Origin of the sequence: Mesorhizobium sp. B2-8-1 (assembly GCF_006440955.1) — a bacterium.
Taxonomy (GTDB): Bacteria; Pseudomonadota; Alphaproteobacteria; order Rhizobiales; family Rhizobiaceae; genus Mesorhizobium.
On sequence record NZ_VFTX01000001.1, the window covers coordinates 188,555 to 205,717 of the forward strand.

Genomic DNA, 17,163 nt, shown 5'->3' on the forward strand with positions numbered 1-17,163 from the left:
AAACGAGACATGACATGAACAAGGCCCTCGAAGGCATCCGCATCCTCGATTTCAGCCATCTGCTGCAGGGGCCGTTCGCTACCCAGCTGCTCGGCGACATGGGCGCCGATGTCATCAAGATCGAGCGCGCCGGCGCCGGCGACATGTTCCGTGGCATGACCTTCTTCGCCAAATGGGTCGGCGGCTCGGAGAGCCCGAACTTCCTCGCCTGGAACCGCAACAAGCGTTCGATCGCGCTCAACCTGAAGAGCCGCAAGGTGCATGCCATCATCATGGAAATGGCGAAAAGCGCCGACGTGGTGGTGCAGAACTTCCGCCCAGGCGTGCTGGCCAAGCTCGGCTATGGTTATGAGGATTTCAAGACTGTCAATCCCCGCATCATCTATTGCTCGGGCTCGGGCTATGGCGAGGAAGGGCCTTATGTCGAGCGCCCCGGCCAGGACATGCTGATCCAGGGGCTTGCCGGGCTGATCGCCAACACCGGCCGCGGCGATCAAGCCCCGGTTCCCGCTGGCGCCGGCCTCGCCGACCAGATCGGCGCCATGAACATGGTCTACGGCATCCTGTCGGCGCTCTATTATCGCGAGAAGACCGGCAAGGGCCAGAAGATCGAGGTCAACCTGCTGGCCGGCCTTTTGGCGCACCTCAACCAGGAATATGTCGCGGTGCTCAACCTTGGTGAGGACTTCGTGCGGCCGAATTCCGGGATCGGCCATCCCGGCATGCAGGCGCCGTTTGGCATATACGAGACCAGCGACGGCGGCTACGTGTCGATCGCCATGAGCCCGTTCAAGACGCTCTACGAGGTGCTGGAGGCGCCGCAGCTTGCCGTCTACGACGATCTCAAGACTTTGTTCGACAAGCGCGATGAAGTCTTCGAGAAGGTGAATGCCGAGACCAGGAAATTCGCCACGCAGGATTTGTTGGCGCGGCTGCTGGCAGCTGACATCTGGTGCGCCGAGGTGAAGGATATCCGCCGCGCCGCTGAGGACCCGCAGGTCAAGCACATGGGCATGATCACCAGCTACGACCATCCGCGCGGCGGCAAGGTGCGGGTGGTCGCCCCGGCGGTCAAGATGAGCGAGACGCCCGCGACCATAGAACGGCCGGCGCCGCTGGTCGGCCAGCACGGCCGCGAGATCCTGGCCGAGTTCGGCCTCTCCAAGGACGAGATCGCCGCATTGGAGGCGTCCGGTGACATGACCGTGGACGCCGCCTGACGATGCGCACCTACCAGACACTCACGGTCGAAACCGCGGGCCGCGTCGCGATCGTCACCTTCCGCCGCGCCGATCAGCTCAACGCCATGAACCGGCTGATGCAAGGCGAGATCACTGAAAGCTTCGAGTCGCTATCCGGCGATGCAAGCATCGGGGCGATCGTGGTGACAGGGGAAGGGCGCGGCTTCATGGCCGGCGCCGACATCAAGGAATACGCCGCCCAGACCGGACCGGAATTCGACATTTTCCAGGCTGCCGGCATGCGCATGTACGCGGCCATCGAGAACAACCGCAAACCGGTGATCGCGGCGGTCAACGGCTTCGCGCTGGGCGGCGGCATGGAGCTGGTGCTGTGCTGCGACCTCGTCATCGCCAACCAATTCGCCAAGCTCGGTCTGCCGGAAATCAAGCTCGGGCTGATCCCCGGCGGCGGTGGCACGCAACGCAGCGTGGCCAAGCTCGGCCGCAGCCGCGCCAATTTCCTGCTGATGACCGGCGCCATCGTCCCGGCCTCGGAATTCGTCGCTGCCGGTCTGGTCAATGAGATCGTCGAGGTCGACCGGCTGATGCCGCGCGCGCTGGAACTGGCCGAAATGATCGCCGCCGAGCCTGCTGCCGCAATCGAGGGACTGAAGGCGCTGACGGCGCATGCCGTGTCCGGTGATCTGGACGATGGGCTCACCATGGAGCGCGACATATTGGGTGAGCTCTATCGCAGCGAGATCGGCCAGCAGCGCGTCAGGGAGTTCGCCGAGCGGAGCACGACAAAGGCAAAGAAGGGCGGGCCGTGAACGCGGGCGACGATTATCGCGGATTGGGCTGGGCGCATGGCGCGCTGACTGTCCAGCGGCTTGGCGCGATGCTGGCGCCGGTTACGTTCATTCTGGAGGACGGTCGGCAGGTTTCGCCGATGCACATTGCGCCGTGGTCGAACGAGCCGCAGGCGCAAGCGCTGCCAGGCATCCTGCGCAAGTTGCGCGGCGAATGGCCCTGCGTGCCCTTCGGCTATTCGGTGCCGGCCGATGGATGGCCCGAGGACTGGGCTCGGGTGATGGGCTCGCCGGAGGAGGGCGAGGAAGCCCATGGCCATAGCTCCAACCATGACTGGCAATGGCGCGAGAGCGCCAAAGGATCGTTGTCACTGACACTCGCCTATCCAGCCGGAAGCCCGGTCGGGCGTGTCGAGCGGACGGTGACGCCCGATCCGTCGATGCCAGCGGTCGACGTTGAATTCAAGATCGTCGTTCGCCATGCCTGCCGATTGCCGATCGGCTTGCATCCGGTGTTCCGGCTGCCAGCGGAGATCGGCGCCGCCGCGCTGGAACTTGGTTCCTTCGATCACGGTCGCACCTATCCACACGATGTCGAAACTGGCGCTGAACTGTTCGCCCGGAACGCGTCCTTCACTGACTTGTCGAGCGTACCGGCCCGCGCGGGTGGCATGGCTGATGCTTCGCGACCGCCGCTGGTGCCCGACACGGAGGAATTGTTGCAGATCGAGGGCCTGGATGGCACGGTGGCGCTCGCCAATCATGCGGACGGGTACCGCGTGAAACTTTCCTGGCAGAAGGAGCATTTCCCGAGCCTTTTGCTCTGGTACTCCAATCGTGGCCGCAAAGCAGCACCCTGGAACGGGCGCCATGTCGCCATCGGCATCGAGCCGATCTGCTCGCCCTTCGGGCTCGGCCCGGCGACAGCGTTGGCCGACAATCCGATCGCGCAATCCGGCATTGCGACGGCGCAGGAATTCTCGCCTGAAAAACAGTTCGTGACCCGCTATCGCATCGAGGCATCCGCGCTGTGACGAACCGTGCCGCAATGTCCCTGGTCAAGCCGAACCGGCCGCGCTTCACGGATGTCGAAGGACTGGCCGCGATGGTCGGCCATGGCGAATCGTTTGGTGTCGGCGGCCACCATTTCGCCCGGCTGCCGATCGCATTGCTGCGTGCGATAGCCCGGTCGGGCGTCAAGGATCTGCATTACATCTGCTGGGCCGGCGGCTTGCCCCTCGAACTGCTGCTCGAAGCGCATGCCGTGGCTGAGATCGACCTCTGTTTCTCCAGCCTCGACATTTTCGGCTTGCCGCCAAAATTCCGCGCAGCCGCTGAAGGCGGCGCGATACCGGTTCGCGATTGGACGGCGCTGGCCATGATCCAGGCGCTGCGGGCGGCGCAGCAGAACCTGCCCTCGATGCCGTTCCAGCTTCCGCTGGGATCGGGCATGCTGGCGCGCGTGCCGGGTGCGAGCGCCAGACCTGATCCGATTGCCGGTACCGAAAACGGATTCGTCCCGCCGCTGCGGCTCGACACATTCGTCGTCCATGCCCAGCGCGCCGATGAAAGCGGCAATGTGCAGATCATCGGGCCCCGCGCGCTGGACTTCGCCATGGCGGGTGCGGCGCGCAAGGTGCTGGTCACGGTCGAGGAAATCGTGCCGGGCGGGACGCTGCGCCAGGACGGCCGCCAGAGCGTGCTGACCCGCAACCAGGTTTCGGCGATTGCGCTGGCGCCGGCCGGCGCCTATCCGGCCTCGTGCCTGCCGTTTTACGTCACGGATTATCAGCGATTGTCGGAGGCGTTCGCCGACCGGCAAACGCCTTTGGCGGACAATCTGCGCCCGCCTTCCGAGGGCGTGCCGAAGCCGTTGCAAACAGCCGCGAAGGTTCGAGCTGACACAGTGCTTGCCATGCCGGCGCTTGCGCGCGCCGAAGAGAAAGCATCCGTTGACGAGATCATCGCCGCCCGCATCGCCGCCGAACTCACCAATGAGAGCTTCGCCAGCGCGGGTGCGGTCTCGCCGCTGGCCAACGTCGCCTACCGGCTGGCCAAGGCAACGCACGCGCCGGACATGATCATCGCGACGACGAGCTGCGGCCATCTCGACATCGCGCCAAGCCCGATGATCCTCTCGCTGATCGAAAGCCTCGATTGCGAAACGGCTGTCGCGCATGCCGGCGGCGACGACACCTACTCGACCTATTACCAGGCCGGCGCGGTGACGCACGAGATCGTCGGCGCGGCACAGGTCGACCGGCGCGGCCGCGTCAACACGATCGCACTGCGCAAACCAAGCGGCGGCCTCATCCGGTTGCCGGGGCAAGGCGGCATGGCCGATGTCGCCAACATGCACCGCGATTACCTGCTCTACATCCCCCGCCACTCGATCCAGTCGCTGGTGAATGAGGTCGAAATCGTCAGCTCGGCTCGCGGGCTGCTGACGGCGGCCGAACGCGAGCCGATGGGCTATCGCACCGGCAGGGCGCTGGTCTTCACCGATCTCTGCGTCTTCCGGCTCGACGAGACTTCGAGGGAATTGATCGTCATCGAAACCATGCCGGGCGTCACGCAGCAGCAGATCCGTGACGCCACCGGATTTGCGGTGTCGTTCGACGCCTGTTGCCGCGAGGTCTCGCTGCCTTCCGACAGCACGCTCGCCATCTTGCGAAACCGCATCGACCCGCTCGGTCTGCGCCGTCTGGAGTTCGTCAGCGCCAAGGAGCGCGGCGCGCTGATCGCCGAGATTCTTGAAGCCGACCGCGCGATGGTCGAACGCTGCATCGCCGTGCAGACGGCGCTTGTCGAAAGCTGAGATCCCATGGCCAAGCCGTTGCTCGACATGTCAGCCGCGCGCGTTTTCTTCGACGGCATCTTCACCAGCCCGCGCGTCGCGCATCCGGAGGGCGTGGCCGTTCACCGCGATGGCTCGATCTGGTGTGGCACCGAAACCGGCGACCTGCTGCGGCTGGCCGCCGATGGCGGCTCGGTCGGGCGCATGGGCGGCACCGACGGTTTTCTGCTCGGCATCGCTTTCGACAGCGCGGGAAACTGCTTTGCCTGCGACCTCAGGCATGCCGCGATTTTCCGCTGGGATGCCGCGACAGCGCGCATGGAGCGCTTCGCGTCGGCCGGCATTCGCGTGCCGAACTACCCGATCGTCGACGAGGCGAGGGGTTGGCTCTTCGTTTCGGACAGCGTTGGCCAGGACAATCGCTCGGGCATCTTCCGCTACGATCTCAAGACGGGCGAGGGCGGCCTGTGGTGCCGGGAGGCGATGTCGTTCGCCAACGGCATGGCGATGGCGCCGGACGGCAACGGCCTCTATGTCGTGGAAAGCGACGCACCCTGCATCAGCTATGTGCCGATCCTTGCTGACGGATCGGCGGGGGCTCGTGAGATCGTCGTCGAAGGCGTGCACAATGTTCCGGACGGAGTGGCCTTTGCGCCTGACGGCTCATTGTTCATCTCATGTTATGAGCCCAGCCGTATTTATCGCTGGCAAAAGGACAAAGGTCTCGAAGTGCTGATCGAGGATCCCGCCGCAACCACGCTGGCGCACCCCACCAACATCGCCTTCAAGGGCGACAAGCTCTATACCGCCAATCTGGGTCGCTGGCATATTACCGAGATCGACTTGAGCCTTCTCCAGCAAGGGAAGTAGCATTTCGCAGAAGGTCAACTCGTCGGGCGAAAGGGTTTTGCCAGCGAGGCCGGGAAGTGCAGGGCCAGCATCTGGCGGTTTCGTGAGATCAGCACCAGAACGATGATGGTGGCGAGATAAGGCAGGGCCGAGAGCAGTTCGGATGGCACGTCCAGCCCCAGCGCCTGACCTTGCAACTGAAGGATCGTCATCCCGCCGAACAGCCACGCGCCAAGCAGGATGCGCAGCGGCCGCCAGGTGGCGAAGACCACCAGCGCAAGCGCGATCCAACCCTTGCCGGCAGTCATGTTCTCGACCCAGAGCGGCGTGTAGGCGACCGACAAATAGGCGCCTGCCAGGCCTGCCATCAGCCCGCCGAACAGCACGGCCATGTAGCGGATCCTGATCACGGGATAGCCGATCGCATGCGACGTCTGCGGCGACTCGCCGATCGTGCGCAGCACCAGGCCAGCTTTCGTGCGGTAGAGAAACCAACTGATGGCGACGAACATCAGCAGGGCCAGATAGACCATCGGATCGAAGCGGAACAGTAGCGGACCGATCAGCGGCAGATCGGACAGAACGGGGATGTCGAGGCGGCGCAGTGCCTCGATCGGCTCGCTGCCGAAGCCGCGCCCGAGGAAGGCGGAGACGCCCGAACCGAAGATCGCCAGCGCCAGGCCGGCTGCATATTGGTTGGTCAGGAACGTCAGCGCCAGAACGCCGAACAGCAGCGAGGCGGCCGCACCCGCCAACGCGCCGGCCAGGATCGCCACAGGCATCGGATAGCCCGCGGTGACGGCCCAGAATGCCAATGCGGCGCCCATCAGCATCATGCCTTCGATGCCGAGATTGAGGACACCCGACTTCTCTACCACGAGCTCGCCGAGCGCGGCGAATATCAGCGGTGTGGCGGCAATGACGGTGCCGGTGAAGATGGCGATGAACAGATCCATCAGGCTGTCTCCCGCACGACCCGAAATCCGCTCATCGTGCCGTCTCCAGCGCATGCGTGTCCCGGACGGGTCGCACCAGTCGAACGCGATAGAAGATGAAGAAGTCGGCGGCGAGCAGGAAGAACAGCAGGATGCCCTGGAAGATCCGCGTCAGGGCCGAAGGCAGGCCGAGAGTCATCTGCACACCTTCGCCGCCGAGGAAAAGCAGCGACATCAACAGCCCGCCAAGCACGATGCCGAAGGCGTTCAGCCGTCCGACGAAGGCAACGATGATGGCCGCGAAGCCGTAGCCTGGTGAAATCTGAGGTGAGAGCTGCCCTAGCGGCCCGGCGGCTTCCGCCATGCCGGCGATGCCGGCCGCGGCACCTCCCGCCAGCAGTCCGATCCAGACCGCAGCCGATTCGCGAAAGCCGGCATAGCGGGCGGCAAGCGGTGCAGCCCCGCTCACCGACATCTTGTAGCCGAGGAAGCTGCGGTCGGTGAACAGCCACATCAGGAGCACGGCGACGACCGTGATGAAGATCGACGGGTTGAGCCGATAGGCGGGGTCAAAGGATTCGAACAGGGCCGCCGTCGGCAGAAGTGCCGTCTGCGGATAGTTGAAGCCGGCCGGATCGCGCCACGGTCCGTGCACGAGATAGGACAGGAACAGCGTCGCGATATAGGTCATCATCAGCGTGACCAGGATCTCGTTGGTGTTCATGCGGGCGCGCAGAAAGGCGGGGATTGCCGCCCAGGCCATGCCGGCGCCCATGCCGGCGATGAACATCAGCGGCAACAGCAGCACGCTTTCGGGGTTCGGCCAGAAAAGCCCCACGCCGCTGGCCGCGATTGCCCCCATGGTGAACTGGCCCTCGGCGCCGATATTCCAGACATTGGCGCGGAAGCCGACCGCCAGCCCGCAAGCGATGAGGATCAGCGGCGAGGCCTTGAGCAGCCATTCGGACAGGCCGTTCATGGAAGAGAGCGGCTCGATGAAGAAGGCATGGAGGGTCGCCAGCGGATCATGTCCGAGGGAGGCGAAGAAAATCGATCCGACGATGACGGTCAACAGGGTCGCCAGTGCGGGCGCGGCGACGCGCATCAGCGAGGAGGGCTCCGGCCTTTGTTCAATCCTGAAGCGCATTGTTGCCACCTCCGTTCGCCAATGCGCCGTCGCTCATGCCGCGGCCCGTCATCAGAAGTCCGATCTCCTCGCGATCGGTCGTCTTGCGCTCCAGCGGCGGGGAAACCTTCCCTTGGCAAATGACCAGCAGCCGGTCGCAGATCTCGAACAACTCGTCGAGTTCCTCGGAGACGACGAGCACCGCCGCGCCGGCGCGGCTGAGATCGACGATGGTCTGCCGGATGAAGGCGCTCGCGCCGACGTCTACCCCCCAGGTCGGCTGAGACACCAGGAGGAGCTTCGGCTGGAGCGCGATCTCACGCCCGACGATGAATTTCTGCAGATTGCCGCCGGACAGGCTTTGCGCGGTCGCCTGCGGCCCGTTGGCCTTGATCTTGAACCTATCGATTATGCCGGCGGCGAACGCCTTGGCCCGGCGCCGGTCGACCAGCCCGTTGCGCACCGTGCCGAAGCGGTGCGCGGTCAGCACCGCATTCTCCCACAGCGTGTGCGAGGGCACGGCGCCGCGCCCGAGCCGCTCTTCGGGAACGAAGGCGACGCCGAGCTTGCGGCGCTCGTGCGGGCGAAGGCGGGCTGCGCCGGTTCCGCAAATCCGGATGGCGTCGCTGCGCTCATGCGTGCGCTCGCCGCTGAGCAAGGCGATCAGCTCGGCCTGGCCATTGCCGGAAACCCCGGCCAGGCCGACAATCTCGCCGCCATGCACCTTGAAAGAAATGTCCTTCAGGTCGACGCCGAAATGATCCCGGGACTTCACCGTAAGTCTGTTGACCTCGAGCACCGGTCTGTCGCTTGGCGTCGGCGGGCCGACATGCATTTCAGGCAGCTTCGAACCCACCATCATGCGGGCAAGCTCCAGCGACGTCGTCTCCTTCGGACGCGCGGTACCGGTGACCTTGCCGTTGCGCAGCACGGTGGCGGTGTCGCAGAGCTCCTGGACCTCGTCGAGCTTGTGGCTGATATAGACGATGCTGCAGCCCTCGGCGGCAAGTTGGCGGAGCGTCTCGAACAGCTTCACCACCGCCTGCGGCGTCAGTACCGAGGTCGGCTCGTCGAGGATCAGCAGTTTCGGCCCCTGCAGCAGGCAGCGCACGATCTCGACGCGCTGGCGCTCGCCGACCGACAGGTCGTGCACCTGGCGATGCGGGTCGATGGGCATGCCGTAGCGGCGCGACAGATCGCGGATCTTGTCGGCGAGCGAAGGCAGGTCGTATGCGCTGCTTGCCGAGAGCGCTATGTTCTCGACCACCGAAACGGATTCGAACAGCGCGAAATGCTGATAGACCATTTCGATGCCGAGTGCGCGCGACATCGCCGGGGTGTGCGTGGCGATCGGATTGCCGTCGCAAAAGATCTCGCCGGAATCGGCTTGCGTCGCCCCATAGATGATTTTCATCAGGGTGGATTTGCCGGCGCCGTTTTCGCCCAGCACGGCATGGATCTCGCCGGGTTGAATCGACAGCGACACATCGTCATTGGCGACGACGCCGGGATAGCGCTTGCAGATGTTGCGCAGTTCTAGTCGCGGATGCATGGCGGGTCCTGCCGTGGCGTGAAGCGAGGTTGGACGGGAACCAGGCAAGGAGACGCCGAAGGTATGGACTTGGGCGTCTCCCGGCACTTTTACGGTGATCAGCTCAGCCTGCCGATCATCCCCTTCACAAACCAGTTCATGCCGCGAATGTCGTCATCGGCCAGAACCGAACCGGCGGCAACCTTGACGTTGCCGTCCTGATCCTTCAGCTCCCCGGCGTAGGGATGAAGCTTGCCGCTGCCGATGTCGGCCTCGAGCTGCTTGAGCTTGGCGCGCGCATCGGCGGGGATACCCTCATTGTAGGGGGCCATTTTCACCACCCCGGCCGCCAATCCGTCCCAGCGGACTTCCGGCTTCCAGGTACCGGCGGCCACGGCCTTGGCTGCGCCGACATAGTCGCTGGTCCAATCGAGAACGAAAGAGGTCAGCTGCTTGCCCGAGGCGAATTTCGACATGTCGCTGGCATAGCCGATCGACCAGGCGCCACCTTCGCCGGCGACCTGTACGCCGGTCGCGGTGTCCGTCATCGAGCAGACCACGTCGCAGCCTTGAGAGATCAGCGTCTTGGCCGCCTCCTTCTCCTTGCCCGGGTCGAACCAGGAATTCAGGAAGATGGTGTTGCAGGTCGCGTTTGGATTGACGCTCTGCGCGCCAAGCAGCAGCGCATTTGCCGGACCGACGATGTCGGGGATCGGAAAGCCGCCGATGAAACCGATCTTGCCCGATTTGGACATGTAGCCGCCCGCCGCGCCGGCGACGAAGGTGCCTTCGTAATATTTCGCTTCGAAGGTTCCCAGATTGGCTAGGTGGACGATGCCTGAGCAGTGTTCGAACGCCACCTTGGGAAAGCGCGGCGCCACCTTCTGCATCGGCGTTCCATGCGAAAAGCTTGTGCCGAAGATCAGCCTGTTGCCGGCGCTGGCCAGTTCGCGGAAGACCCGCTCGGCGTCCTGCGGCATGAAGATGTTGTCGATGACGGTGAGCTCGACCTTGTCGCCGAATTCGGCCTTGATGGCCTCGACGCCGAGGCTGTGCTGCTTGGTCCAGCCGATCTCGGCGACCGGCGAGACGTAGACGGCACCGATCTTCAGCACCTCCTGCGCCTGTGCGATGGTGCTCAGCGCTCCCGCGCCAAGAGCCGCGCCGGCCGCGCCGCTGTGTTTCAGGAATTCACGTCTCGTCAGTTTCTTCATGATGGTAGCCCTCTGTTGGTCTTTTTTGTTGATGCCCGGCTTGTCGGTGCCCGGTCTGTTCTGGGGATATGGAGGTGGAGATGCGTTGCCGCGTCGCCGCCGCCGGATGCATTCGACAATCTTCGCAGCGGCACAGTCGCGCCGTCGGCCTTGCCGTCGAGATAGGGCGCCAGCGCTTCGGCAGGCGTCATCTCTGGAAACACTGCGCGATCCATGATGTAGCCGCGCACCACCGCGCGGTGGTGGGTGTCGATCAGGTCCATGGCCGGTTTCAGCCGGCCCTTCTCCAGCAGGTCGACGACCCGCGAGTGGTCGTCCAGCAGATTGCAATAGTCGAAATCGGCTGAAATGAGGGAGCGCAGCAGCGTCGTGCGGCGCACCAGCTGCGCGTGGATTTCCTGCATGACCTTGTTGCGGCTGAGGCGTACGAATACGGTATGGAACTCTTGGCCAAGCACGTCGGCCAGCGCATCGTTGCCCGCCGCAACAGCTTGGCGCTGGCGCTCGACATGCTGGCGCAGCTCAGCCCAGCCGGCCGGCCCGAGGCGATCGCTGAGCTGTGCTGCGACGCCCTGTTCGACGAGCGTCAACGCGTCGTAGATCTCCATCGCCTCCTGCATGCTCGGCTTGGCGACGAAGGCACCGCGGTTGCGTTCGATCTGGGCCAGCCCGTCATCGGCGAGCCGGATCAGGGCCTGGCGCACCACGATGCGGCTCACGTTGAATATTTCGGAGAGTTCGCGTTCGCCGAGCTTGCAGCCGGGCACGAGGCGATGGTCGATGATGGCGCGGGTCAGCGTATCCGCGATGGTCTGGGAACGGCTGCTCAAGGCATGGTTCTCCGCCATTTCGACGTCATGATCAGCGGGCTTTCGTGATGGCGACATGCCTTGTCAGGACACGACATATCCCAAGTTCAGCTTTCTCATATCGGAATTCAATCATCATAATCTGTCAACACAAAAAAGGATTTTGGACGACAAAAAAATGTTGATTGGTATCCAATCTTGTGGTTTCGTCATCCCGAAACGTCGGGCTAGGTTCATGGTGAAGGGCTAGCCGAGTTGGGAGGGAAGCCGATGGCAACCCGTTGCGTTGACCGCGAGCTTTTGAACGACTGGCACATCGTCGCGGATCAGGAATCGCTAAGCCAGGATACGCGGTTTGCCACATGCCTGCTTGGGGTCGCTCTCTCCGTTTACAAGTGTTCAAACAAGATCGAAGTCGTTCGCAGCGATACGGGCGCCACGCTGAAAAGCGCCCAGCGTTATGGCTTCATCTGGACCTGCCTGGACAAGCCCTGGCGCGACATCATCTATATCCCTGAGGCCAATGAGGCAGACCGGCATCTGGTCAGCGGCGGTTCGATCGCGGTCAAGGTGTCGGGCCTCCGCGCGGTCGAGAATTTTCTCGATATGGGGCATTTCCCCTTCATTCATGCCGGCTGGCTCGGCGAGGAGCCGCACACCGAGGTCGCGCCCTACAAGGTTGAGATCACAGCGCAGGACGAGGTGCTGGCGACCGAATGCAAATTCTATCAGCCGGTGGCTTCGCCGACCGCCAAGGAAGGCTTTGTCGTCGACTACATCTACAAGGTGATTCGGCCCTACACGGTGGCTCTCTACAAGAGCAACCCGATCCAGAAGGACCGGCTCGACGTCATTACCCTGTTCGTGCAGCCGGTGGACGAGGAAAACTGCATCGCGCATCCTTACCTCTGCTATCTTAAGGAAGGCATGGAGGCGGCAACGGTGCGCAGCTTCATGCAATTGATCTTCGCCCAGGACAAACCGATCCTGGAGAACCAGGTACCCAAGCGCCTGCCGCTCGATCCACGTGCCGAGACCCCGATCCGTGCCGATGCCGTGTCGGTTTCCTACCGGCGCTGGTTGCGTGATCGGGCCGTCACCTATGGCGCGATACCGGCACAAGCCTGATGACGTCTGAGGGCTTCCAGAGGATAAAACGATGACAAAATGCTCGGATCCTGTGATCCTCAATCTCTGGCATCCCGTAGGGGCGATCGCCGAGACCATTCCCGGCGCTGTCCAGGACACCGTTCTGCTCGAGGAGCGCCTCAGTTTTGCGGTCGATATGGATGGTGAGCCCGTCGTCTGGCGCTCACGTCCCGATGCAGAAGGGGTGGATCGTGTTCCAGGCGCCGACAGACTGCCGGCAAGAAGCGCCTACGGCTATGTCTGGACTTCGCTCGGCTCGCCACCGGCCGAGCTGTTCCCGATCCCGGAATATGAAGAGCCGGACCGCCGCAAGCTCAACGCGGCCACGTTTGGCGTCAACGTCTCGGCACCGCGCGCCATCGAGAACTTTCTCGACATGGGCCACTTTCCCTATGTGCATACCGACATACTCGGCGTCGAGCCGCATACCGAAGTCAAGGAATACGACGTCGAGATATCCGTCGACCGTGACGAGATCCTGGCCACGCGCTGCCGCTTCTTCCAGCCGATGGCTTCGACCGCTTCCGGTGGCGGCGCCGACGTGGACTATGTCTATCGCGTGCCGCACCCCTATTGCTCCGTGCTCTATAAATCGAGCCCGGTCGACGAGGCACGGCGCGACGTCATCGCCATCTTCCTGCAGCCGGTCGACCAGGAGCATGTGCGCGCCCACATGCTGCTTTGCGTGCTCGACGAAGACAATGAAGACAAGGTGATCAAGCGCTTCCAGCAGACGATCTTCGGCCAGGACAAGCCGATCCTGGAAAACCAGGTGCCCAAACGCCTGCCGCTCGATCCGCGCGCCGAAACGCCCATCCGGGCCGATAAGTCGGCCATCGCCTACCGGCGCTGGCTCAGCCAGAAGGGCGTGACCTACGGTGTCATTCCGGTTGCGGCCTGACGAGATTCTTGGAGACGATTGATGTTGGAAGAAGCCAGAAGCCAGTGGCATCCGATCGCCGCTTCCCATGATTTGCCGTACCGCCACGTTTTCCATGGTCAATTGCTCGGCCGGGAATTCGCCGTCTGGCGTGCCGATGACGGCTACGTCAACATCTGGGAAAACCGTTGCCTGCATCGCGGCGTCAGGCTGTCGATAGGCATCAATGACGGGCGCGAGCTGAAGTGCCAATATCACGGCTGGCGTTATTCGAACCGCACCGCCGGCTGCACCTACATTCCCGCGCATCCTGCCGACGCGCCGGCCCGCACCATCACCAACCGCACCTTCCCCGGGGTCGAGCGCTACGGCTTGGTCTGGTCCTCCGAGGAGCCTCGCGGCGAGGTGCCGGATGTTGCCGCGCTGACCGAAGGCAAGCTGCTCGCCTTGCGCGGCATCGCGGTCAACGCGCCGGCCGACAAGGTCGTCGAAGGGCTGAAGGCCTATCGCTTTCAGCCCAACGCAGCGATCGAAGGCGAGGGCGCGGAAACCATCATCGAGGCCGCGCGGGATTTTGCCGTGGCGCTGCACTCGCACGATGGTCGTGCCGAGACGCGCGGCGTGTTCTTCGTGCAGCCGGTTGATTCAAACCGTTCGGTGATCCGTGGCGTGCTCGATCAGGAGGTCGAAGCAGCCGCCCGCATCGCCATCCTGCGCCACCACAATGAGCGGCTTTCCAAGCTGCGCGACGAGGTCGAGCGCGACGTCGCGAACGCACCGGCGCCCGCGCCGATCGAGCCGATCTACGAAAGGGTGTCGGCCGAACTCGCCGAAATGCCCGAGGTGACCGCGCATGGCCGCAAGGCGGCGCTGCGCGTCAGCGTGGCCAGGAAATGGCAGGCGGCCGACGGCGTTGCCGGTTTCGAGCTCCGCCCGATCAAGGGCATCCTGCCGACGTTCCAACCTGGGGCCCATATCGACGTCCATATGCCCAATGGCGAGATCAGGCAGTATTCGATCACCAACGGCCCTGGTGAAACCGACAGCTTCATCATCGGCGTCAAGCTGGAGCGGGATTCGAAGGGCGGCTCCAAATGCATGCATGAGACAGTCCGCGAGGGCGACGTGCTGGCGATCTCCGAGCCGCGCAACAATTTCCCGCTGCGCCGTGACGCGATCAAGACGCTGTTCGTCGCCGGCGGCATCGGCATCACGCCGCTGCTCGCAATGGCGCAGGCGCTGAAGAACCAGGAGCTGGCGCACGAGCTGCACTATTTTGCGCAAGGGCAGGAACACCTCGCTTTCGCCGATCGGCTGAAGCATCTCGGCGATGCGCTGAAGCCGCATCTCGGGCTGTCGCCGGACGCGACCGGCGCCGAGCTTCGGGGGATTCTCGCCGGTTACCGGAACGGCATGCATCTCTACATCTGCGGTCCCGGACCGATGCTGGAAGCCGCGCGCAAGATCGCCGCCGAGCAGGGCTGGCCGGATACCGCCATCCATTTCGAATATTTCAAGAACACCAACAAGATCGACGACAGTTCGAGCTTCGAAGTAGCGCTGGCGCGCTCCTGCGTCACGCTGCAGGTGCCGGCCGGCAAGACGATCATGCAGGTCATGCGCGAGAATGGCATCGATGTTCCGTCGTCCTGCGAGCAGGGCGCATGCGGCACCTGCGTCGCCACCGTGATCGAAGGCGAGCCGGACCATCAGGACGTCTACCTCAACGATGCCGAGCGCAAGGCCGGAACCAGGATCATGACCTGCGTCTCGCGCGCCAAATCGGCACGCCTCGTGCTCGACGTTTAGGAACTCCCGATGATCACGCTTTACGATTACGAACTTTCGGGCAATTGCTACAAGCTGCGGCTGCTGATGAGTTTTCTCGGCATCGACTACAAGACAGTGCCGGTCGACTTCTACCCCGGCCGCGAACACAAGTCGGAATGGTTCCTGAAGCTCAATCCGCTTGGCCAGCTGCCGGTCATCGAGGATGAAGGGCTGATCCTGCGCGACGCCCAGGCGATCCTGGTCTACCTCGCGTCGAAATACGATCCGTCGGGCACATGGTATCCCCGGAACAGACCGGCCCTGCTCGGCGAGATCAGCCAGTGGCTGGCCTTCGCCGACGGCATCACTTCGACGGCGTCGGCCGCCCGCCTGCACGACGCGCTGTTCTACGATTTCGACATCGATGCCGCGCGCGCCGGCGCGCACCGGCTGTTCCGTACCCTCGACGAGCATCTGTGGTTCGGCGAGCAGCAGGGCCGCGGCTGGATCTGCTCGGCCGATCATCCGACCATCGCCGATATTGCCTGCTTTCCCTATATCATGCTGTCGGAGGAGGGCGGCATCGCGCGCCAGGACTATCCCGCCGTCCGGCGCTGGTGCGATCGCGTCAAACGCATCAAAGGCTTTACCGTGATGTCGGGCGTGTTCCCGGCGGGGCCGGCCAAGGCCGCATGATTTCTACCGCAACGCCGGGCGATCGATCGTCCCGGCAAGCAAGTTTGGGAGAAAGAAATGAAAACCCGCGCCGCTGTTGCCGTTGCTGCCGGAAAGCCGCTTGAGATCATGGAGGTCGACCTCGACGGCCCGCGCGAGGGCGAGGTGCTGGTCGAGATCAAGGCGACCGGCATCTGCCACACCGACGAGTTCACGCTGTCGGGTGCCGATCCCGAGGGCCTGTTTCCCGCCATTCTCGGCCATGAGGGCGCCGGCGTGGTAGTCGATGTCGGCAAGGGCGTCACCTCGGTCAAAAAGGGCGACCATGTGATCCCGCTCTATACGCCCGAATGCCGGCAGTGCCCGTCGTGTTTGTCGCGCAAGACCAATCTGTGCACCGCCATCCGCGCCACGCAGGGGCAAGGCCTGATGCCGGACGGCACCTCGCGCTTCTCGATCGGGGGCGAAAAACTGTTTCACTATATGGGCTGCTCGACCTTCTCCAACTTTACGGTGCTGCCGGAGATCGCCGTGGCCAAAGTCAATCCCGACGCGCCCTTCGACAAGATCTGCTACATCGGCTGCGGGGTGACCACCGGCGTGGGCGCGGTGATCAACACCGCCAAGGTCGAGCAAGGCGCGACCGCGGTGGTCTTCGGCCTCGGCGGCATCGGGCTCAACGTCATCCAGGGCCTGAAACTTGCCGGCGCCGACATGATCATCGGCGTCGATCTCAACAACGACAGACGAGCCTGGGGCGAGCGCTTCGGCATGACGCATTTCGTCAATCCGAAGGAGATCGACGGCGACATCGTTCCCCATCTCGTCAACATGACCAAGCGCGGCGCCGACCAGATCGGCGGCGCCGACTATACGTTCGACTGCACCGGCAACACCAAGGTGATGCGCCAGGCGCTGGAGGCTTCGCATCGCGGCTGGGGCAAGTCGGTGGTCATCGGTGTGGCGGGCGCCGGCCAGGAGATCTCGACGCGGCCCTTCCAGCTGGTCACCGGGCGGACCTGGATGGGCACCGCCTTCGGCGGCGCGCGCGGCCGCACCGACGTGCCCAGGATCGTCGACTGGTACATGGACGGCAAGATCGAGATCGACCCGATGATCACCCACACGCTCAAGCTCGAGGACATCAACAAGGGGTTCGACCTCATGCATGAGGGCAAGTCGATCAGGAGTGTCGTGGTTTACTGAGGGCGGCCACACGCCGCGGGCCCGAGGACATCCCCGCTTGGACCGACAGGAGCCCTGTCGGCTTGAGAAGGCGGGCCACAGAAATGCCCGGACTTTTCGCTACCTCCAGCCTCCCGGCCAGGTCGGCGTGTTCCCAAAGTCCGGCGTCGACCGGCGGCGTGACCAAGGTGCACCTCGGTTACGCCGCCGGTGCTGTTTGCAGGGCTGAAGGTTGCGGGTGCGGCGGCCGGCA

General features: G+C 63.9%; 15 protein-coding genes. 10 read left to right on the forward strand and 5 right to left on the reverse strand.

The annotated features are described in order from the left end of the window. Window positions 1-14: 14 nt before the first annotated feature. From FJ428_RS00980 to FJ428_RS01000, 5 genes are read left to right on the forward strand one after another with little or no spacing between them, the layout of a single operon-like run. Window positions 15-1,220, forward strand: a complete 1,206-nt coding sequence (locus tag FJ428_RS00980) for a CaiB/BaiF CoA-transferase family protein (RefSeq protein WP_140878769.1) — start codon at window positions 15-17, stop codon at window positions 1,218-1,220. 2 nt (window positions 1,221-1,222) lie between these two features. Next, window positions 1,223-2,011 (forward strand): enoyl-CoA hydratase/isomerase family protein, encoded by a 789-nt coding sequence (locus FJ428_RS00985; protein ID WP_140623771.1) that lies wholly within the window; start codon window positions 1,223-1,225, stop codon window positions 2,009-2,011. Further along, window positions 2,008-3,024: a hypothetical protein gene (locus FJ428_RS00990; RefSeq protein WP_140878770.1), complete on the forward strand. Its 1,017-nt coding sequence runs from the start codon at window positions 2,008-2,010 to the stop codon at window positions 3,022-3,024. Before FJ428_RS00985 ends, FJ428_RS00990 begins: the two co-directional genes overlap by 4 nt. Before the next feature lie 14 nt (window positions 3,025-3,038). Further along, window positions 3,039-4,808 (forward strand): CoA-transferase, encoded by a 1,770-nt coding sequence (locus FJ428_RS00995; RefSeq protein ID WP_140878771.1) that lies wholly within the window; start codon window positions 3,039-3,041, stop codon window positions 4,806-4,808. Between the two features lie 6 nt (window positions 4,809-4,814). Beyond that, entirely contained in the window at window positions 4,815-5,657 is an 843-nt protein-coding gene (locus FJ428_RS01000; RefSeq protein ID WP_140497508.1) for an SMP-30/gluconolactonase/LRE family protein, read from the forward strand. 14 nt (window positions 5,658-5,671) lie between these two features. Here FJ428_RS01000 and FJ428_RS01005 read toward each other — a convergent pair whose 3' ends face one another. The 5 genes from FJ428_RS01005 to FJ428_RS01025 form a co-directional block, all read right to left on the reverse strand. Further along, entirely contained in the window at window positions 5,672-6,592 is a 921-nt protein-coding gene (locus FJ428_RS01005) for an ABC transporter permease (RefSeq protein WP_140515241.1), read from the reverse strand. Window positions 6,593-6,623: 31 nt separating this feature from the next. Then, window positions 6,624-7,718 (reverse strand): ABC transporter permease, encoded by a 1,095-nt coding sequence (locus FJ428_RS01010; protein WP_140497512.1) that lies wholly within the window; start codon window positions 7,716-7,718, stop codon window positions 6,624-6,626. Continuing rightward, window positions 7,702-9,249 carry an ABC transporter ATP-binding protein gene (locus FJ428_RS01015; RefSeq protein WP_140878772.1) on the reverse strand — a complete coding sequence of 516 codons (1,548 nt, stop codon included), beginning with the start codon at window positions 9,247-9,249 and terminating at the stop codon, window positions 7,702-7,704. The genes FJ428_RS01010 and FJ428_RS01015 overlap by 17 nt, the downstream gene beginning before the upstream one ends. Window positions 9,250-9,347: 98 nt before the next feature. Beyond that, the gene (locus FJ428_RS01020) at window positions 9,348-10,442 is read right to left on the reverse strand and encodes a BMP family ABC transporter substrate-binding protein (protein WP_140555643.1); all 1,095 of its coding nucleotides are present in this window, start codon (window positions 10,440-10,442) and stop codon (window positions 9,348-9,350) included. Then, window positions 10,439-11,272 carry a GntR family transcriptional regulator gene (locus FJ428_RS01025; RefSeq protein WP_140497518.1) on the reverse strand — a complete coding sequence of 278 codons (834 nt, stop codon included), beginning with the start codon at window positions 11,270-11,272 and terminating at the stop codon, window positions 10,439-10,441. The genes FJ428_RS01020 and FJ428_RS01025 overlap by 4 nt, the downstream gene beginning before the upstream one ends. Before the next feature lie 249 nt (window positions 11,273-11,521). Here FJ428_RS01025 and FJ428_RS01030 point away from each other — a divergent pair, with 249 nt between their 5' ends. Genes FJ428_RS01030 through FJ428_RS01050 form a run of 5 tightly spaced genes read left to right on the forward strand, consistent with a single transcriptional unit; the run spans window position 11,522 to window position 16,931 of the window. Further along, complete coding sequence (locus tag FJ428_RS01030) at window positions 11,522-12,379, forward strand: aromatic ring-hydroxylating dioxygenase subunit alpha (RefSeq protein WP_140515244.1); 858 nt, start codon at window positions 11,522-11,524, stop codon at window positions 12,377-12,379. A 31-nt stretch (window positions 12,380-12,410) separates the two neighbouring features. Beyond that, complete coding sequence (locus FJ428_RS01035) at window positions 12,411-13,301, forward strand: aromatic ring-hydroxylating dioxygenase subunit alpha (protein WP_140671921.1); 891 nt, start codon at window positions 12,411-12,413, stop codon at window positions 13,299-13,301. Between the two features lie 21 nt (window positions 13,302-13,322). Beyond that, window positions 13,323-15,089 (forward strand): Rieske 2Fe-2S domain-containing protein, encoded by a 1,767-nt coding sequence (locus tag FJ428_RS01040; RefSeq protein WP_140878773.1) that lies wholly within the window; start codon window positions 13,323-13,325, stop codon window positions 15,087-15,089. A 9-nt stretch (window positions 15,090-15,098) separates the two neighbouring features. Then, entirely contained in the window at window positions 15,099-15,746 is a 648-nt protein-coding gene (locus FJ428_RS01045) for a glutathione S-transferase (RefSeq protein ID WP_140878774.1), read from the forward strand. A 57-nt stretch (window positions 15,747-15,803) separates the two neighbouring features. Then, window positions 15,804-16,931: an S-(hydroxymethyl)glutathione dehydrogenase/class III alcohol dehydrogenase gene (locus FJ428_RS01050; protein WP_140497529.1), complete on the forward strand. Its 1,128-nt coding sequence runs from the start codon at window positions 15,804-15,806 to the stop codon at window positions 16,929-16,931. The last annotated feature ends 232 nt before the right edge of the window (window positions 16,932-17,163 follow it).